The following is a 15,299-nucleotide window of genomic DNA, read 5'->3' on the forward strand; positions in this document are numbered from 1 at the left end:
TACAGGAAGAATAACAATGAGATTGCCACCAGCGATACTTGCCAATGCTGAAGAAGTATTGCGCGAAATTTTACGTTTCACGGCCCCGGCCGACACCACCCTGTCGCGCTATTTCCGCGACCATCCGCGCCTCGGTTCGCGCGAACGCGGCGCCATCGCCGAAGGTATTTATGCCGTGCTGCGCAACAAATCGTTCTTCACGGACTTCGCCGAAGCGGGCAGTGGCCCGACCATGCGCCGCCTGACCATCCTCGGCCTGGCCGAAGCGGTCGGTGCCGACTCCCTGGGCGGCTTGACGGAAGAAGAAGTGGAATGGCTGGAACGCATCACGCAGATCGACCGCAGCCTGATGCCGTCGAACATGCGCGCCAACATGCCGACCTGGCTGTTCGACAAGCTGATCGCCCAGTTCGGCGAAGCGGAAACCATGAAGCTGGCCGATGCGCTGAACGCGCCGGCGCCGCTGGACTTGCGCGTCAACTCGCTCAAGGCCACGCGTGAGGACGTGATGCTGGCCCTGGCCGAAGCACCGATCCTCAGCACGCCGACGCCATATGCGCCGCTGGGTTTGCGCGTGATCAAGAAGCCTTCGCTGCAAAACATGCCTTTGTTCCAGAGCGGCGCCATCGAAGTGCAAGATGAAGGCAGCCAGATCCTGTCGCAGATCGTCGGCGCCAAGCGCGGCGAGATGGTGGTCGATTTCTGTGCCGGCGCGGGCGGCAAGACCCTGGCATTGGGCGCGCTGATGCGCAACACGGGCCGTTTGTATGCGTTTGACGTGTCGGAAAAGCGTTTGGCCAAGCTGAAGCCGCGCATGGCCCGCAGCGGCCTGTCGAACGTGCATCCGGTGCAGATCGCGCATGAGCGTGATGCCAAGATCAAGCGCCTGGCCGGCAAGATCGACCGCGTGCTGGTCGATGCCCCGTGCAGCGGCCTGGGCACCCTGCGCCGCAATCCGGACGTGAAATGGCGCCAGCAACCGAATTCCATCGTCGAGCTGCAAGCCAAGCAGGCAGCCATCCTGGCCGGCGCGGCGCGCCTGGTCAAGGGCGGCGGCCGTTTGGTGTACGCCACCTGCAGCTTCCTGAACGAAGAAAACGATTTTATCGCCGAGCAATTCCTGGCGGCGCATCCGGACTTCACCCTGGTGCCGATGAACAAGGTGCTGGCCGAACAGAAGATCGAGCTGGAAATGGGCGATTACCTGAAATTGTTGCCGCACCTGCACCATACCGACGGCTTCTTCGCCGCCGTGTTCGAGCGCAAGATCATGCCGAAAAAAGTCTACGCCGATGAGAAACCGGCCGACGACGTTGACGCTGAACAAGCCGAGTAAGCCTGTCACGGGCCGCCGCTGCACCCTGCAGTGGCCGCTTTCAATGCCGCCAGCCCGCCTGGCGGCATGGGCTAGATGCCCATCCGTACCACCTCTGTCCCACCTTCCGGACCTCTTGCGCCATGAATGAAACCCCGCTGCTCAACCTGATCACTGATTTTGTCAATGATTTCCGTCAACCGGCCATCCTGTGGCAGGCGCTGCTCATCGTCGCTTGCCTGGCCCTGAGCTGGCTGCTGGTGCGGCAGTTGCGCGAATTCCTGCACCAGCGGGCGGAAGCGGCCGCTGTCCCGGCCACGCCGGAAACCTTGCAGCGCACGGACAGTTTCATCCGCATCCTGACGCCCGTGCTGGCGGCCATGCTGCTGGGCATTGCGCAACATTTCCTGGCCAAGTTCCAGTCGGTGAACCTGCTCAGTATTGCCATCCCCCTGTGCACCTCGATGGCGCTGGTGCGCTTCGGTTTTTATGTGCTGCGCCGCATTTTTGCCCGTCATGGCGACATCAGTCCCACCATGTTGTTGCTGGAAAAGATATTTACAGTCGTGGTGTGGGCCGGCATGGCCATGTACATCACGGGCCTGTGGCCGGAATTGCATACCTTCCTGGAAAGCATCGTCGTGCCGCTGGGACGCAACAAGGTCTCCGTGGCTGCCATCTTGCAAGCCGCTATTTCGGTGGCCGTGCTGCTGGTGCTGGCCATGTGGGCCGGCACCTCGCTCGACGAGCGCCTGATGAAAATGCAGGGTCTGCACACTTCCTTGCGCGTGGTGCTGTCGCGCATGGGGCGCGCCGTGCTGATCCTCGTTTCCGTGCTGGTCAGCCTGTCGCTGGTGGGCATCGACCTGACGGTGCTATCCGTGTTTGGCGGCGCCTTTGGCGTGGCGCTGGGTTTTGGCTTGCAAAAGATCGCCGCGAACTTTGTCTCCGGCTTCATCATCCTGCTCGACCGCAGCCTGACCATCGGCGACATGATCACTGTCGGTCAATTTACGGGTAAGGTGACGCAAATCAATACGCGCTATACTGTGTTATTGGGTGGTGATGGCGTTGAATCCATCGTGCCGAATGAAATGCTGATTTCCGGCGGCGTGCAAAACATGTCGCTGAGTAACCGCATGGTCTGGCTGTCGACGGCCGTGTCGGTGGGCTATGAAACGGATCTCGATGTCATCTTCCCCTTGCTGGAAGCGGCGACGGCCAAGGTGCCGCGTGTGTCGCAAAGCAATCCGCCATCGGCCACCCTCGTGCGTTTTGGCGCCGACGGCCTCGACGTGCAGATCGGCTTCTGGATCGCGGATCCGGAAAACGGCACCGGCGGTGTGAAGTCGAATGTGAACCGCGCCATCTGGCGCACCTTGCAGGAACATAAGGTCACTGTACCGTTTCCGCAACGCGAATTACGTATTGTTGGTACGCCTCCTGCCCCGCTCGCGGGTGCGGCAGAGGGTGAGTCCGCGCCATCCGGCACCCAGCCTTAACCTCGCTGCCTGCCTCCGATTTTGCCTGATCGCACCCATTAGGGCGTACAATTACGCCTAAAATTAACTCTGCAGGACCTCCAGAGTCACTGGAGCGACCGTGCGCATGCCTGTCCACTTGGAGTAGTAGTAATGACATTGAGTTCCGTTTTACACGACGTTTTGCAGTTCATGGCAACTGGCATTACTGATCTGTCCGCATGGCAAGTTTTCCTGTACACCATGGTGGTCACGCATATCACGATCGCCAGCGTCACGATTTACCTGCACCGCCACCAGGCCCACCGGGCGCTGGAATTGCACGCCATTCCCAGCCATTTCTTCCGTTTCTGGTTGTGGCTGACGACGGGCCAGGTCACCAAGGAATGGGCGGCCATCCACCGCAAGCACCACGCCAAGTGCGATACGGAAGAAGATCCGCACAGCCCCGTGACGCGCGGCATCAAGAAAGTCTTCTGGGAAGGTGCCGAGCTGTACCGCGCTGAATCGAAGAACATGGAAACCATGGCCAAGTACGGCCACGGCACGCCGACGGACTGGATCGAGCGCAAGCTGTACACCAAATACAGCTGGCTGGGCGTGGTGTCGCTGTTCGTCATCAATTTCGTGTTGTTCGGCGTGATCGGCATTTCCGTGTGGGCCGTGCAAATGATGTGGATACCCATCACGGCAGCCGGCATCATCAATGGCATCGGCCACTACTGGGGTTACCGCAACTACGATTGCGCCGACGCGGCCACCAACATCATTCCGTTTGGCATCCTGATCGGCGGCGAAGAGTTGCATAATAATCACCATACGTATGCCACGTCGGCCAAGCTGTCGTCGAAATGGTATGAAATCGATATCGGCTGGGCGTATATCCGCGCGCTGGAAATGCTGGGCCTGGCCAAGGTGAAAAAGCTGGCGCCGGAACCGAAGTTCTCGCACGGCAAGCTGGAAGCGGACTTCGAGACCTTGCAATCGGTCATCGCCAACCGCTATGACGTGATGGCCAAGTACGCGAAATCGATCAAACATGCCTGGAAGGAAGAGCTGGAACACCTGAAGCACAAGGCGGAACTGGAAAAGCGCTTCCTGAAATCGTCGCGCAAGCTGATGCAGCGCGAGCCGGGCAAGCTGGCCGGCGCGCAGCAGCAGCAATTGTCGGAATTGTTCCAGCACAGCAAGGCGCTGGAAACCATGCACCACATGCGCGTGGAACTGGGCGCCATATGGGAGCGTTCCCACTTTACGCGCGAGCAATTGCTGCAAAAGCTGCAAGACTGGTGCACGCGCGCCGAAGCGTCGGGCATCAAGTCGCTGCAAGATTTTTCATTGCGCCTGCGCAGTTATGCATAAACAAGCTGCTGCAGCATATCAAGGCCCTGGATTCCAGGGCCTTTTTTTCGTCCCGGTAAAGTTGGAGGGAGTCGGCTGAAAATCAGGGCGAAAAAAAAACCGCTCATCGGAGCGGTTTTTTCATCAGAGAACACAATATCAATTACTTGATTTTGGTTTCTTTGTACGTTACGTGCTTGCGTGCTTTAGGATCAAATTTCATGATCTCCATTTTCGCAGGCGTCGTACGCTTGTTTTTGGTAGTCGTGTAGAAGTGACCCGTACCGGCGGTCGATTCTAACTTGATTTTGTCGCGGCCTGATTTTGCCATGATAGCTCCCTTATTCTGCTAATTAGACTTTTTCGCCACGAGCGCGCATATCGACCAATACGGCGTCGATGCCGACTTTATCGATGACGCGCAGACCGGCGTTGGACAAACGCAGGGAGACCCAGCGGTTTTCAGATTCAACAAAAATACGACGATTTTGCAAGTTAGGCAAAAAACGACGTTTGGTTTTGTTGTTTGCATGGGAAACATTGTTGCCGACCATCGGCTTCTTCCCAGTGACTTGGCAAACACGTGCCATGGCGCACTCCTTAAAGATATTCCAAATTGGAAAAACGAGAGTATATCCAAAATAAGCAGATTTATCAATGACTTGCGAAAAACAATTGTGTCATGTTGTATTGAAATAATTTAACAATTTGACTTTTGCCCTTCTTCATAGGGGAAAGCACTGGTAAACAGCGCTGTTTACTGTTAGATAAGCGTCTCGCTGCTGTCACGTATGTCCTTGTTTACACATGGTTAACTGCGAGCAGGGCGGCGCTGGCCTAGATCTGGCCGTGTTCCGCAAAGGAATGCACTTGCCGCCCGGCCACGACGAAATGGTCGAGGGTGCGCACGTCCACCAGCGACAAGGCCTGCACCAGCGCGCGCGTCAGCAATAAATCCGATTCGCTCGGTTCCGGCGTGCCGGACGGGTGGTTGTGGGCCAGCATGACGCTGGCCGCGTTGTGCAGCAGCGCCTGCTTGACCACTTCGCGCGGGTACACGCTGGTATGGGTGAGGGTGCCACGAAACATTTCCCGGGTCGTGATCAGGCGGTTCTTGACGTCCAAAAACAACACGTGAAATGCTTCATGCGGCAGGTTGCCCAGAGTCAGGCGCAGGTAATCCTTGACGGCGTGCGGTGAATTGAGAGCCTGGCCCGTCTGCAAGTCCTCGATGATGGCGCGCCGCGCCAGTTCCAGCACCGCTTGCAGTTGGGCAAACTTGGCGCTGCCCATGCCATGCACGGCGGAAAAACTCACCAGGCTGGCGCCGAACAGGCCCCGCAAGGAACCGAAGTGTTCCACCGTGTCGCGCGCCAGTTCCACCGCGCTCTTGCCGCGCACGCCCGTGCGCAGGAAGACGGCCAGCAATTCCGCATCCGACAGCGATTGCGCGCCATCCTCGATCAAACGTTCGCGCGGCCGCTCGCGGGCCGGCCAATCCTTGATGCCCATGATTCCTCCCATGCCGCGCCCCAGGCGGAAGCGGCGCCTGCTGACGATTGTCGCCTCGTCTGCGCGCGGCCATGCTGCGCTATCTCGCCTTCATGGCAGATCATATTAAAAAAAACCAAGATGCCTGCCTTGGGTATTTTCAGGCGCTATCATTTACCTGTCGTTACACTCTATGAAAGTTGCAGCGACGGGGAGTCAGGGCCCTGAACTCAATGTCTTCCACTTGTTTCGCAGGAGCAGTCATGCCTTATATCAAAGTTATCAACGGCGTCATGCAAGAGTTCAACGCCGCCGGCGTCAATACGGGCAAGGTCAGCGGCATCGGCCTCAATTCGCATGCGTATCTGGAGCGCCGTAACTGGAGCAAGGCCCCGCAGTTCACGCCGAGCGACAAAAATCCCGATTACACCACCGATTTACCTTATCTTGCCGCCAATGGCTTCAAGTACATCCAGGTGATGGTGGCGCCTTTTAGCGGAAAACCTGGCAATTTGAACTGGGGTGCCATCGTAGGCCAGCCAAAATTCGCAGACGACAACTCATTAAGCGCGCTCAATATCAGGCCTGAATACTGGGATGCTGTAAAAGCGCTGCTCGATTGCGCCTTGGCCAACGGCATCGGCATCATCGCCTGTCCATTCTGGAATCCCTATGCCGTGCCGCAATTGGTGGGGGAAGCGGGCGCTACTGATGCTACAAAAGACGAGCAGGCCGCAGCCGCGCGGGTCGCACTGACCAATCCACAGTCGAAAACACGTCGCTACATGCGTGCCTTTGCCCAGGCTTTTGCACAGCGTTACAGCAACCACGCCGGCATCGCCGCCTGGATGGCTGCACAGGAACTGAAGGACGTGACGGAGATTGACTTGACCGCTACCCGGGAAATCATCCAGGAGACGGCGCAATTGCTGCGTGACAACGATGGCCTGGCGCGCATGATTTCTTCCGGTAATGCCGGCATTGCCCATACTTCGCCCCGTCAAGGCTCATTGCAGCAATACGTCACGGAAACCCTGCCATTGATGAATCCGGACCCGGTCGACTGCATTTGTGAAAACCTGTTCCCGGGTAATGAATATGTGAGTAGCGCCCTGGACAACAGCGCGGATTTGCCGGCCGACTTCGTCTCGTCTTCGCTCGCTTACCTGCAAGTGATGCAGCGCGCGACCAAGGACCTGGGCAAGCCGTATTACCTTGGCAGCTTTTGCCTGTCGAAAAAGCAAGAGCTGGCGTTGCAAGATACCGAACGGCAAGACAACTTGCACGCCTTGCTGAGCGCCATACGCCGTACGGGCGTGCAACTGGCGTGCTATTGGGACTGGAATGGGGGGAAGTCCATGGAAGACGACGGTCTGAACCTGGTGGAGGCACCGCCCTATAGCAACGGACGCAAGGCCGTCTGGGACGCCTTGCGCGGCGACGACGCCATCCGCCCGGTGCCGCCCAAGCCTTGCTTCGGCGTGAAGAAAACTTGCAATTCCAGCCTGGCCTGCAGCTCACCGTGCCGTCGTCCGTGCGTTACGAGAGCGCGGATTTTTCGCTGTCGTATTGTATCCGGCAACAGGCTTTTTCCTCGATGGTCGGCCGGGGCGGGGCTTTTGTTGCGCATCAGGCGGACATGAAAGGATGGACGCTGCTCACGCAGGATATCCAGACTTTCCTGTTCCTGCGGAACAGTGCTGGTCAGGGCTTCAATAACAATGGTCACGGCGTGAACGTGGACACTCCCAACCGCTGGCTGCGCTGCACCTACACCGTCAAGCATGATGGTTCCATCAGCCTGTACGTTGACGATTTCCTGATGTCACAGGGCAGTAAAATGGTGACGCCATTCGCGCAGGCCACCGGCACGCCCCTGGTGATCGGCCGCAGCGTGGATGCGCTGGAGCACGGCACGCCTGCCTGGCAGCTGTCGGACGTTATCCTGTACGACCGCGTGCTGACGCCCAAGGAAGTGTATGACTATGGCCAGTACGGCATCGTGAACAGGCCCGTGGGACGCTGGAAGCTCGACGGCAACCTGGAAGACAGCTCGGGCTTCGGCAATCACGCCAGCACGGCTGACGGGTTGACGTACGTCAACGTCTGATAGACGGCAGGTGATGCGGGCGCGGCCATGTTTTTTGACAAAAGCATGGCCGCGTCGAGATGGCATGGGGCGCGCTGGCTCAGGGTGGCTTACAATATCGTTTTGCACCAGTTACTTGAAAACTACTATGTCCAACGAGCAACCAGCAGTCGTCACCGAAGCGGCTTACCTCACCCTGCATTATCGTCTTGCTACTGTTGACGGTACTGATATTGTCACTACCTTCAGCGGAAATCCTGCTACCTTGATGCTGGGGCAGGGCCAGTTGGCGCCATTCCTCGAGCAGCGTCTGCTGGGCTTGCCTGAAGGCACGCACCAGACGTTCGAGCTGGCCGCGGGCGAAGGCTTTGGCGAGCGCAATCCCGAGCTGGTGCAGTCGGTCTCGCGCGCGACCCTGGACGAGAACTCGGTGCCGGGCGCCGACTACAAGATTGGCGACCTGGTCGACTTCGCCGCGCCGGGCGGCGGCCGCTTTGCCGGCGTGCTGCGCGAAATGCGCGAGGACTCGGCCTTGTTCGACTTCAATCATCCGCTGGCCGGCCAGTCGCTGCGCTTTGAAGTCAAGCTCATTTCGGTGCTGTAAAAAGGAATAGCGATGGATAAAGAACTGTTACTGGCCCAGCCCCGCGGTTTCTGCGCTGGCGTCGACCGGGCGATCGAAATCGTCGAGCGCGCCCTGCAGCAATTTGGCGCACCGATCTATGTGCGCCATGAAATCGTCCACAACGCCTATGTGGTGGCCGACTTGCGCAACAAGGGCGCCATCTTCATCGACGACCTCGATGATGTGCCTGCTGGCAATACGCTCGTGTTTTCCGCGCATGGCGTCTCGAAAGCCGTGCGCGCCGAGGCGGAATCGCGCGGCCTGAGCATTTTTGACGCGACTTGCCCGCTGGTCACCAAGGTGCACATGGAAGTGGGCAAGATGCGCCGCGAAGGCCGCGAGATCATCATGATTGGCCACGATGGACATCCCGAGGTGGAAGGCACGATGGGCCAGGCCGACATGGGCATGCATCTGGTGGAAACGCTCGACGATGTGGCGGCATTGCAGGTTGCCAATCCGGAAAGCCTGGCCTATGTTTCGCAAACAACGTTGTCAGTTGACGACACTCGCGACATTATTGCGGCCTTGAAAGCGAAATATCCGAATATCGCCGAGCCGAAAAAAGGCGACATTTGCTACGCCACCACGAACCGCCAGGAAGCCGTGAAATTCATGGCCCCGCAAGTGGAAGTGGTGATCGTCGTGGGCAGCCCGAACAGCTCGAATTCGAACCGCTTGCGCGAAGTGGCCGAGAAGATGGGCACGCCAGCCTACATGGTCGACAATGCCTCGCAGATCGACCCCGCCTGGCTGGAAGGCAAGCTGCGCGTGGGTGTGACGGCTGGCGCCTCGGCGCCCGAGGTGCTGGTGCAAGCCGTCATCGACCGCTTGAAAGAGTGTGGCGTGAAGAGCGTGCGCCCGCTCGACGGCGTGCAGGAAGCCGTGACGTTCCCGATGCCGAAAGGCCTCGATGGCCTCAAGCGCGACGTCGCCTGAGTCTGCAAGGTTGCTGAGTATCGATGAAATAGTTACCTCAAAACCGAATTTAATTCGGAAATGATTGATTTATTCCAAGCTTAGTTTTTGCAAAAGATCGTTATGATTGCCTCAAGCTTGAATATGTTGTCGTTATGACTAAGCAAGGTTGCGCCCGTTTTGAGTGCGTGCACCATGTTGGTGAGAACGGTCCAGGGATGGCACTGCAGGAATTCTTCCTCCGGTGCCGTTTTTGTATCAGCGACCCATGTTCTGGCGGAAGTTGTTCCCGAAAAATGCATATTTGATAGGGCAATCATGGATACATTCATCCAGCAGATCATTAACGGCTTGGTGCTGGGCAGCATGTACGCCTTAGTCGCCCTCGGTTACACGATGGTGTACGGCGTCTTGAACCTGATCAACTTCGCCCACGGCGATGTGCTCATGATTGGCGCCATGGTGGGCTTGACCATCCTCAAGCTGCTGGGCATTTATGTGCCGGACTGGCCCGGCTACCTGAAACTGGCCACCGCCATCCTCGGCGCCATACCCATCTGTATTCTGGTCAACATCATCATCGAGCGGGTCGCCTACCGCCGCCTGCGCAACGCCCCCCGCCTCGCCCCCCTGATTACCGCCATCGGCGTCTCCATCCTGCTACAAACCTTTGCCATGATGATCTGGACGCGCAATCCGCTGCCATTTCCCCAGTTGCTGTCGACCGACCCTATCAACATAGGCGGCGCGGTGATTTCGCAAACGCAAGTGCTGCTGCTGGCCCTGGCCGCGCTGTCGATGGGTGGATTGGTGTTGCTGGTGGAAAAAACGAAAATGGGCCGCGCCATGCGCGCCACGGCGGAAAACCCCCGCGTGGCGGGTCTCATGGGCGTCGATTCCGATAAGGTCATCGTTGCCACCTTTGCCATCGGCGCCGCGCTGGCGGCCGTGGCGGGCGTGATGTGGGGCGCCAATTATGCGTCCATCCAGTTTTCCATGGGCGCCATCCCCGGCTTGAAAGCCTTTTGCGCGGCCGTGCTGGGCGGTATCGGCAATATCTATGGCGCCATGCTGGGCGGTATCTTGCTGGGCATTATCGAAAGCCTGGGCGCCGGCTATATCGGCGACATCACGGGTGGCTTCCTGGGCAGCCACTACCAGGATATCTTTGCCTTCGTCGTGCTGATCATCGTGCTGACCCTGCGCCCGTCCGGCATCATGGGCGAACGCGTTGCCGACCGCGCCTGACGTGAAACTGGGAGATTAAGATCATGGCACTACTCGACTTCGACGCAAAAAAGAATCCGGCCAAGGCCTACGCCGGCATGCTGGGCCTGGCCGCGCTGCTGATGGTGTTCCCGTTTTTTGCCGCCCAGTTCGGCAACTCGTGGGTGCGCATCATCGACATGGCCTTGCTGTACATCATGCTGGCCCTGGGCCTGAACATCGTCGTCGGCTTTGCCGGCCTGCTCGACCTCGGCTACATCGCCTTTTATGCCGTGGGCGCCTACCTGACGGCCTTGCTGGCGTCGCCGCAATTTGCCATCCTGCTCGAATCGGTGGTGAATCAATATCCGGGGCTGGGTGAAACCCTGGTGCAACTGATGGGACCGGAAATCCGCGAAAACGGCATCCACCTGTCGATCTGGCTCATCGTGCCGCTGGCCGCCTTTGTTGCCGGCCTGTTCGGCGCCCTGCTGGGCGCGCCCACCTTGAAGTTGCGCGGCGACTATCTGGCCATCGTGACCCTGGGCTTTGGCGAGATCATCCGCATCTTCATGAACAATTTGAACGACCCGATCAATTTCACGAATGGGCCGCAAGGCATCAATCTGATCGACCCCATCCGCATCTTCGGCGTCAACCTGGCGGGCGAGGCGGGCACCAACAGCACCGTCATGGTGGCGGGATTTTCCATGCCCTCCGTGAACGCCTATTACTTTTTGTTCCTGTTCCTGTGCATTGCCGTCGTGTTCGTCACCAAGCGCCTGCAGCATTCGCGCCTGGGCCGCGCCTGGGTCGCCATCCGCGAAGACGAGATCGCCGCCAAAGCCATGGGCATCAATACGCGCAACGTCAAATTGCTGGCCTTTTCCATGGGCGCCTCGTTCGGCGGCGTGGCGGGCGCCATGTTTGCCTCGTTCCAGGGCTTTGTTTCGCCCGAATCGTTCTCACTGACGGAATCGATCGCCGTGCTGGCCATGGTGGTGTTGGGCGGCATCGGCCACATCCCCGGCGTGATCCTCGGCGGCGTGATTCTCGCCTCGATACCGGAAGTGCTGCGCCACGTGGTGGAACCGGCCCAGCAGGCGCTGTTCGGCCATGTGGTGATCGAGGCGGAAGTGCTGCGCCAGCTGCTGTACGGCTTGGCCATGGTCTTGATCATGCTCAACCGTCCCGCCGGCCTGTGGCCATCGCCGAAGCACGAGGACCGGCCAGACCACGATGTGGACCAGCCGAATAAATCCACCGGCGTCGTGTCTGCTTAAGGGAGGGATAGCATGAGCGAACAGATCATTCTCAATATCGCCGGCGTGAACAAGCGTTTCGGCGGCTTGCAGGCGCTGACGGACGTGGGCATCACCATCCGGCAAGGGCAGATCTATGGCTTGATCGGCCCGAACGGCGCCGGAAAGACCACTTTCTTCAACGTCATTACGGGCCTGTACCAGCCCGATACGGGCACCTTCGAGCTGGCCGGCAAGCCGTATTCGCCGTCGGCGCCGCACAAGGTGGCGAAGGCAGGCATCGCCCGCACCTTTCAGAATATCCGCCTGTTTGGCGACATGACGGCGCTGGAAAACGTCATGGTGGGGCGCCATGTGCGCTCGCACCAGGGCGTGTTCGGCGCCATCTTCCGCCACAAGGCGGCGCGCGAAGAAGAGGCGTCCATCCGCCAGCGGGCGATGGAACTGCTCGACTTCGTCGGGATCGCCCAGTTCGCCAACCGTACGGCGCGCTTCCTGTCGTATGGCGACCAGCGGCGCCTGGAAATCGCCCGTGCGCTGGCGACCGATCCCACCCTGCTGGCCCTCGATGAGCCGGCGGCCGGCATGAATGCCACGGAAAAGCTGGCCCTGCGCGAGTTGCTGGTGAAGATCAAGGCGGAAGGCAAGACCGTGCTGTTGATCGAGCACGACGTGAAACTGATGATGGGACTGTGCGACCGCATCACGGTGCTCGAATATGGCAAGCGCATCGCCGAAGGCTTGCCGGCCGAAATACAACAAAACCCGGCCGTCATCGAGGCTTACCTGGGGGGATCGCACGCATGAGTAACAATGGCTTGAACAAGACTGTATTGAAAGTGGCGGGCCTGCACGTGGCCTACGGCGGCATCAAGGCGGTGAAAGGCATCGACCTGGAAGTCAATCAGGGCGAGCTGATCGCCCTGATCGGCGCAAACGGCGCTGGCAAGACGACGACCTTGAAAGCCATCACGGGCACTTTGCCTGAATGCAAGATCGAAGGCACGATCAGCTATCTGGGCGAGTCGCTCAAGGGCACGAAATCGTTTCACCTGGTGGAAAGGAAACTGGCCATGGTGCCGGAAGGGCGCGGTGTGTTTACCCGCATGTCGATCCGCGAAAACCTCATGATGGGTGCTTACACGCGCACGGACAAGGTGGGCGTCGAGGATGATATCGCCCGCTGGTTCGACGTGTTTCCCCGTCTGAAGGAGCGGGCGGCGCAGATGGCCGGCACCCTGTCCGGCGGCGAGCAGCAGATGCTGGCCATGGCGCGCGCCCTGATGAGCCATCCGAAGTTGCTGCTGCTCGATGAGCCGTCGATGGGCTTGTCGCCCATCATGGTGGAAAAAATCTTCGAGGTGATCCGCAAGGTCTCGTCCGAAGGCATCACGATCTTGCTGGTCGAACAGAATGCCCGCCTGGCCCTGCAGGCGGCGCACCGCGGCTATGTGATGGATTCTGGGCTGGTCACCATGGGCGGCAACGCGGCCGCCATGCTCGATGACCCGCGCGTGAAGGCGGCGTATCTGGGGGAGTGATCGCGTTCAGGAAGTGTTCAGGCATAAAAAATGCCCCAGCTAGGCTGGGGCATAATGGCATCCGTCGGGGAAGTGCGGGATGGATGCCTGGAGGAGCTGGTAACAGCGGACCGCCGGAGCGGTCGCGCCAGAATTACTTGGCAGTGCGCGGAACGGCTTTTTCAGCTGCTTGCGTGAACTGGTTCACGGCCGATGTCAGGTTCGCTTCGATGGCTTCGACGGCTTGCTTGCTGGTTTTCGAGAATTGCTCGTAGCCTGCATTGGCATTGCCGATGGCGCTTTTCAGGATGGCGACGGCGTTTTCCGAACCGGCTGGCGCATTCTTGGTCACTTCTTCCACCAGCGACAGGACTTTGCGGTTGGTTTCAGCGATTTGCGATTCAGCAGCTTTGCTGAATTCGGCTTGCGTGCCGGACGTGATGGCAGCCAGGTGACGACCGTAAGCGATGGCTTTTTCGGCGCTAGGCTGGGCTTGAGCAGCGCTCAGCGAGAAGAATTCTTGTGGATCTTTTGCCGACAGCAATTGCTTGGCGGCGGCGGTCGATTCTTCCAGCGTTGCCTTGGCAGCGGTCAGGTTCAGTTCGACGATCTTTTCGATGCCTTCGAAGGCTTTGCTCGTCAGCGACGAGAACAGGGCGAATTGGGCTTCCAGGTTGGTTTTGGTAGCGGACGAAAATTGCTCAGGAATTGAAAACATATAAATCTCCAAAAAATCGAAATCTGGTTAATTTGATGCTGCGTGTACCGTTTGGGAAAGCAGGTGAATCTAAATTTTCAAGCTGAACAAGAATTGTGCAACGCAACAAACCCTATTCTACGGCGAAAAAAAACGAAGTCAAGCGATTCTTGTGCGATGCAACAATTGAATAGATTTACATCAAAAGTCATTGTTTCTAAAGAGAAATATTTGATTTCTGCGTGTCAATAGTTTGTGCTTAAACTATCGTTTCCAGGGGCTGCAGGGACGATTGCGGCGCAGCATGCTAGACTTTGTCTCCCGCACTGGCGTAGCGCCCCGGTGCCGACCCCGTTTCCCGAGTTGATACCATGTCCAATCTTCCCGCCGCGGCTGGCGCCAGCGGCAAAGCCCCCAAAGCCTCTTTCTTGACGACCCTGTCGCCGATGGCCTTGCCCGGCTTCTTCGTGTTGTTATGGAGCACAGGTTTTATTGTCGCCAAGTTCGGCCTGCCGTACGCGCCACCATTGACCTTTTTGCTGCTGCGCTTCCTGGGCGTGCTGGTGATCCTGCTGCCGCTGGTGCTGCTGTTGCGCGCGCCGTGGCCCGTGGGACAGTTCCGCCAGATCGCCGTGGCCGGCATCCTGATGCAGGCCGGCTACCTGGCCGGCGTCTGGTGCGCCATCAAGCTGGGCATGCCAGCCGGTTTGAGCGCGTTGATCGTGGGCATGCAGCCCGTGCTGACGGCGTGCGCCGCGCCCTTGATCGGCGAATCCGTGCGTCCGCGCCAGTGGCTGGGCCTGTTCTTTGGTTTGCTGGGCGTGGCCCTGGTCGTGTATGCCAAGATCAACCTCGTGGGCCTGACCGTGGAAAGCGTGCTGCTGTGCGTGTTTGCCTTGCTGTCGATGACGGCCGGCACCATGTATCAAAAACGCCACTGTCCCCAATTCGACTTGCGCACCGGCACGGTAGTGCAGTTTGCCGCCTCTATCGTGGTGGTGTTGCCGTTTGCCCTGTATTACGAAGGACTGGATTGGCATTTCAGCAGTGTGCAATGGACGGCGAATTTTATTGGCGCCTTGCTGTGGTCGGTACTTGTGCTATCCATCGGCGCCATCTTCCTGCTGTTCGCCCTGATCCGCCGCAGCGACGCCACAAAAGTGACGGGCTTGCTGTACCTGACGCCGCCCACGACGGCCGTGATGGCCTGGCTGATGTTTGGCGAAGCATTTAATATGCTGGGCATCGCCGGTATGCTGGTGGCCGTGGTCGGCGTGGTGTTTGTGGTCAAGAAATAGATAGAGCGGGAGAGCAGGGCAGTGAGCAAGCAAGCATCTGAAACACAGTCGACGCA

General features: G+C 58.8%; 16 protein-coding genes. 12 read left to right on the forward strand and 4 right to left on the reverse strand.

Features of this window, described 5'->3' with window-relative positions; translation table 11 throughout:
* Positions 1-16 precede the first annotated feature (16 nt).
* From ACQ4WP_RS10435 to ACQ4WP_RS10445, 3 genes are all read left to right on the forward strand, one after another.
* Positions 17-1,336, forward strand: coding sequence for an RsmB/NOP family class I SAM-dependent RNA methyltransferase (locus tag ACQ4WP_RS10435; RefSeq protein WP_436520304.1), 1,320 nt, complete (start codon positions 17-19; stop codon positions 1,334-1,336).
* Positions 1,337-1,458: 122 nt separating this feature from the next.
* A complete protein-coding gene (locus ACQ4WP_RS10440) occupies positions 1,459-2,817 on the forward strand; it encodes a mechanosensitive ion channel family protein (protein ID WP_436520306.1) in 1,359 nt (452 codons plus the stop codon).
* A 132-nt stretch (positions 2,818-2,949) separates the two neighbouring features.
* The gene (locus ACQ4WP_RS10445; RefSeq protein ID WP_436520308.1) at positions 2,950-4,158 is read left to right on the forward strand and encodes a DesA family fatty acid desaturase; all 1,209 of its coding nucleotides are present in this window, start codon (positions 2,950-2,952) and stop codon (positions 4,156-4,158) included.
* Positions 4,159-4,300: 142 nt separating this feature from the next.
* On the opposite strand, the gene rpmG is transcribed toward ACQ4WP_RS10445, so the two are convergent.
* The 3 genes from rpmG to radC all read right to left on the reverse strand — a co-directional run bounded on the left by rpmG (position 4,301) and on the right by radC (position 5,649).
* Positions 4,301-4,468 (reverse strand): 50S ribosomal protein L33, encoded by a 168-nt coding sequence (rpmG, locus tag ACQ4WP_RS10450; RefSeq protein ID WP_010400929.1) that lies wholly within the window; start codon positions 4,466-4,468, stop codon positions 4,301-4,303.
* Positions 4,469-4,490: 22 nt separating this feature from the next.
* The gene (gene rpmB, locus ACQ4WP_RS10455; RefSeq protein WP_010400928.1) at positions 4,491-4,727 is read right to left on the reverse strand and encodes a 50S ribosomal protein L28; all 237 of its coding nucleotides are present in this window, start codon (positions 4,725-4,727) and stop codon (positions 4,491-4,493) included.
* A gap of 247 nt (positions 4,728-4,974) precedes the next feature.
* A complete protein-coding gene (radC, locus tag ACQ4WP_RS10460; RefSeq protein WP_436520310.1) occupies positions 4,975-5,649 on the reverse strand; it encodes a RadC family protein in 675 nt (224 codons plus the stop codon).
* 179 nt (positions 5,650-5,828) lie between these two features.
* On the opposite strand from radC, the gene ACQ4WP_RS10465 reads away from it, so the two are divergent.
* The 8 genes from ACQ4WP_RS10465 to ACQ4WP_RS10500 all read left to right on the forward strand — a co-directional run bounded on the left by ACQ4WP_RS10465 (position 5,829) and on the right by ACQ4WP_RS10500 (position 13,269).
* A complete protein-coding gene (locus ACQ4WP_RS10465) occupies positions 5,829-7,271 on the forward strand; it encodes a hypothetical protein (protein WP_436520312.1) in 1,443 nt (480 codons plus the stop codon).
* Entirely contained in the window at positions 7,163-7,738 is a 576-nt protein-coding gene (locus ACQ4WP_RS10470) for a LamG-like jellyroll fold domain-containing protein (protein ID WP_436520314.1), read from the forward strand. Before ACQ4WP_RS10465 ends, ACQ4WP_RS10470 begins: the two co-directional genes overlap by 109 nt.
* A gap of 127 nt (positions 7,739-7,865) precedes the next feature.
* Positions 7,866-8,321, forward strand: a complete 456-nt coding sequence (locus ACQ4WP_RS10475; protein WP_436520316.1) for an FKBP-type peptidyl-prolyl cis-trans isomerase — start codon at positions 7,866-7,868, stop codon at positions 8,319-8,321.
* Positions 8,322-8,333: 12 nt separating this feature from the next.
* Complete coding sequence (gene ispH, locus ACQ4WP_RS10480) at positions 8,334-9,281, forward strand: 4-hydroxy-3-methylbut-2-enyl diphosphate reductase (protein ID WP_071075777.1); 948 nt, start codon at positions 8,334-8,336, stop codon at positions 9,279-9,281.
* Positions 9,282-9,578: 297 nt separating this feature from the next.
* Positions 9,579-10,508: a branched-chain amino acid ABC transporter permease gene (locus ACQ4WP_RS10485; RefSeq protein WP_034785168.1), complete on the forward strand. Its 930-nt coding sequence runs from the start codon at positions 9,579-9,581 to the stop codon at positions 10,506-10,508.
* 23 nt (positions 10,509-10,531) lie between these two features.
* Positions 10,532-11,749, forward strand: a complete 1,218-nt coding sequence (locus ACQ4WP_RS10490; protein ID WP_436520318.1) for an ABC transporter permease subunit — start codon at positions 10,532-10,534, stop codon at positions 11,747-11,749.
* 12 nt (positions 11,750-11,761) lie between these two features.
* Entirely contained in the window at positions 11,762-12,535 is a 774-nt protein-coding gene (locus ACQ4WP_RS10495) for an ABC transporter ATP-binding protein (RefSeq protein ID WP_436508374.1), read from the forward strand.
* A gap of 11 nt (positions 12,536-12,546) precedes the next feature.
* Positions 12,547-13,269, forward strand: a complete 723-nt coding sequence (locus ACQ4WP_RS10500) for an ABC transporter ATP-binding protein (RefSeq protein ID WP_436520522.1) — start codon at positions 12,547-12,549, stop codon at positions 13,267-13,269.
* Positions 13,270-13,402: 133 nt separating this feature from the next.
* Here ACQ4WP_RS10500 and ACQ4WP_RS10505 read toward each other — a convergent pair whose 3' ends face one another.
* Entirely contained in the window at positions 13,403-13,966 is a 564-nt protein-coding gene (locus ACQ4WP_RS10505; RefSeq protein ID WP_353660300.1) for a phasin family protein, read from the reverse strand.
* A 350-nt stretch (positions 13,967-14,316) separates the two neighbouring features.
* On the opposite strand from ACQ4WP_RS10505, the gene ACQ4WP_RS10510 reads away from it, so the two are divergent.
* Positions 14,317-15,243 (forward strand): DMT family transporter, encoded by a 927-nt coding sequence (locus ACQ4WP_RS10510; protein ID WP_436520320.1) that lies wholly within the window; start codon positions 14,317-14,319, stop codon positions 15,241-15,243.
* Positions 15,244-15,299 lie beyond the last annotated feature (56 nt).

Origin of the sequence: Janthinobacterium lyxosi, assembly GCF_051380665.1 — a bacterium.
Classification (GTDB): Bacteria; Pseudomonadota; Gammaproteobacteria; order Burkholderiales; family Burkholderiaceae_D; genus Janthinobacterium.

Coding starts and splice junctions, on each gene's coding strand:
- ACQ4WP_RS10435 (WP_436520304.1), top strand. CDS start 17: ATGAGATTGCCACCAGCGATACTTGCCAATGCTGAAGAAGTATTGCGC.
- ACQ4WP_RS10440 (WP_436520306.1), top strand. CDS start 1,459: ATGAATGAAACCCCGCTGCTCAACCTGATCACTGATTTTGTCAATGAT.
- ACQ4WP_RS10445 (WP_436520308.1), top strand. CDS start 2,950: ATGACATTGAGTTCCGTTTTACACGACGTTTTGCAGTTCATGGCAACT.
- rpmG (WP_010400929.1), bottom strand. CDS start 4,468: ATGGCAAAATCAGGCCGCGACAAAATCAAGTTAGAATCGACCGCCGGT.
- rpmB (WP_010400928.1), bottom strand. CDS start 4,727: ATGGCACGTGTTTGCCAAGTCACTGGGAAGAAGCCGATGGTCGGCAAC.
- radC (WP_436520310.1), bottom strand. CDS start 5,649: ATGGGCATCAAGGATTGGCCGGCCCGCGAGCGGCCGCGCGAACGTTTG.
- ACQ4WP_RS10475 (WP_436520316.1), top strand. CDS start 7,866: ATGTCCAACGAGCAACCAGCAGTCGTCACCGAAGCGGCTTACCTCACC.
- ispH (WP_071075777.1), top strand. CDS start 8,334: ATGGATAAAGAACTGTTACTGGCCCAGCCCCGCGGTTTCTGCGCTGGC.
- ACQ4WP_RS10485 (WP_034785168.1), top strand. CDS start 9,579: ATGGATACATTCATCCAGCAGATCATTAACGGCTTGGTGCTGGGCAGC.
- ACQ4WP_RS10490 (WP_436520318.1), top strand. CDS start 10,532: ATGGCACTACTCGACTTCGACGCAAAAAAGAATCCGGCCAAGGCCTAC.
- ACQ4WP_RS10495 (WP_436508374.1), top strand. CDS start 11,762: ATGAGCGAACAGATCATTCTCAATATCGCCGGCGTGAACAAGCGTTTC.
- ACQ4WP_RS10505 (WP_353660300.1), bottom strand. CDS start 13,966: ATGTTTTCAATTCCTGAGCAATTTTCGTCCGCTACCAAAACCAACCTG.
- ACQ4WP_RS10510 (WP_436520320.1), top strand. CDS start 14,317: ATGTCCAATCTTCCCGCCGCGGCTGGCGCCAGCGGCAAAGCCCCCAAA.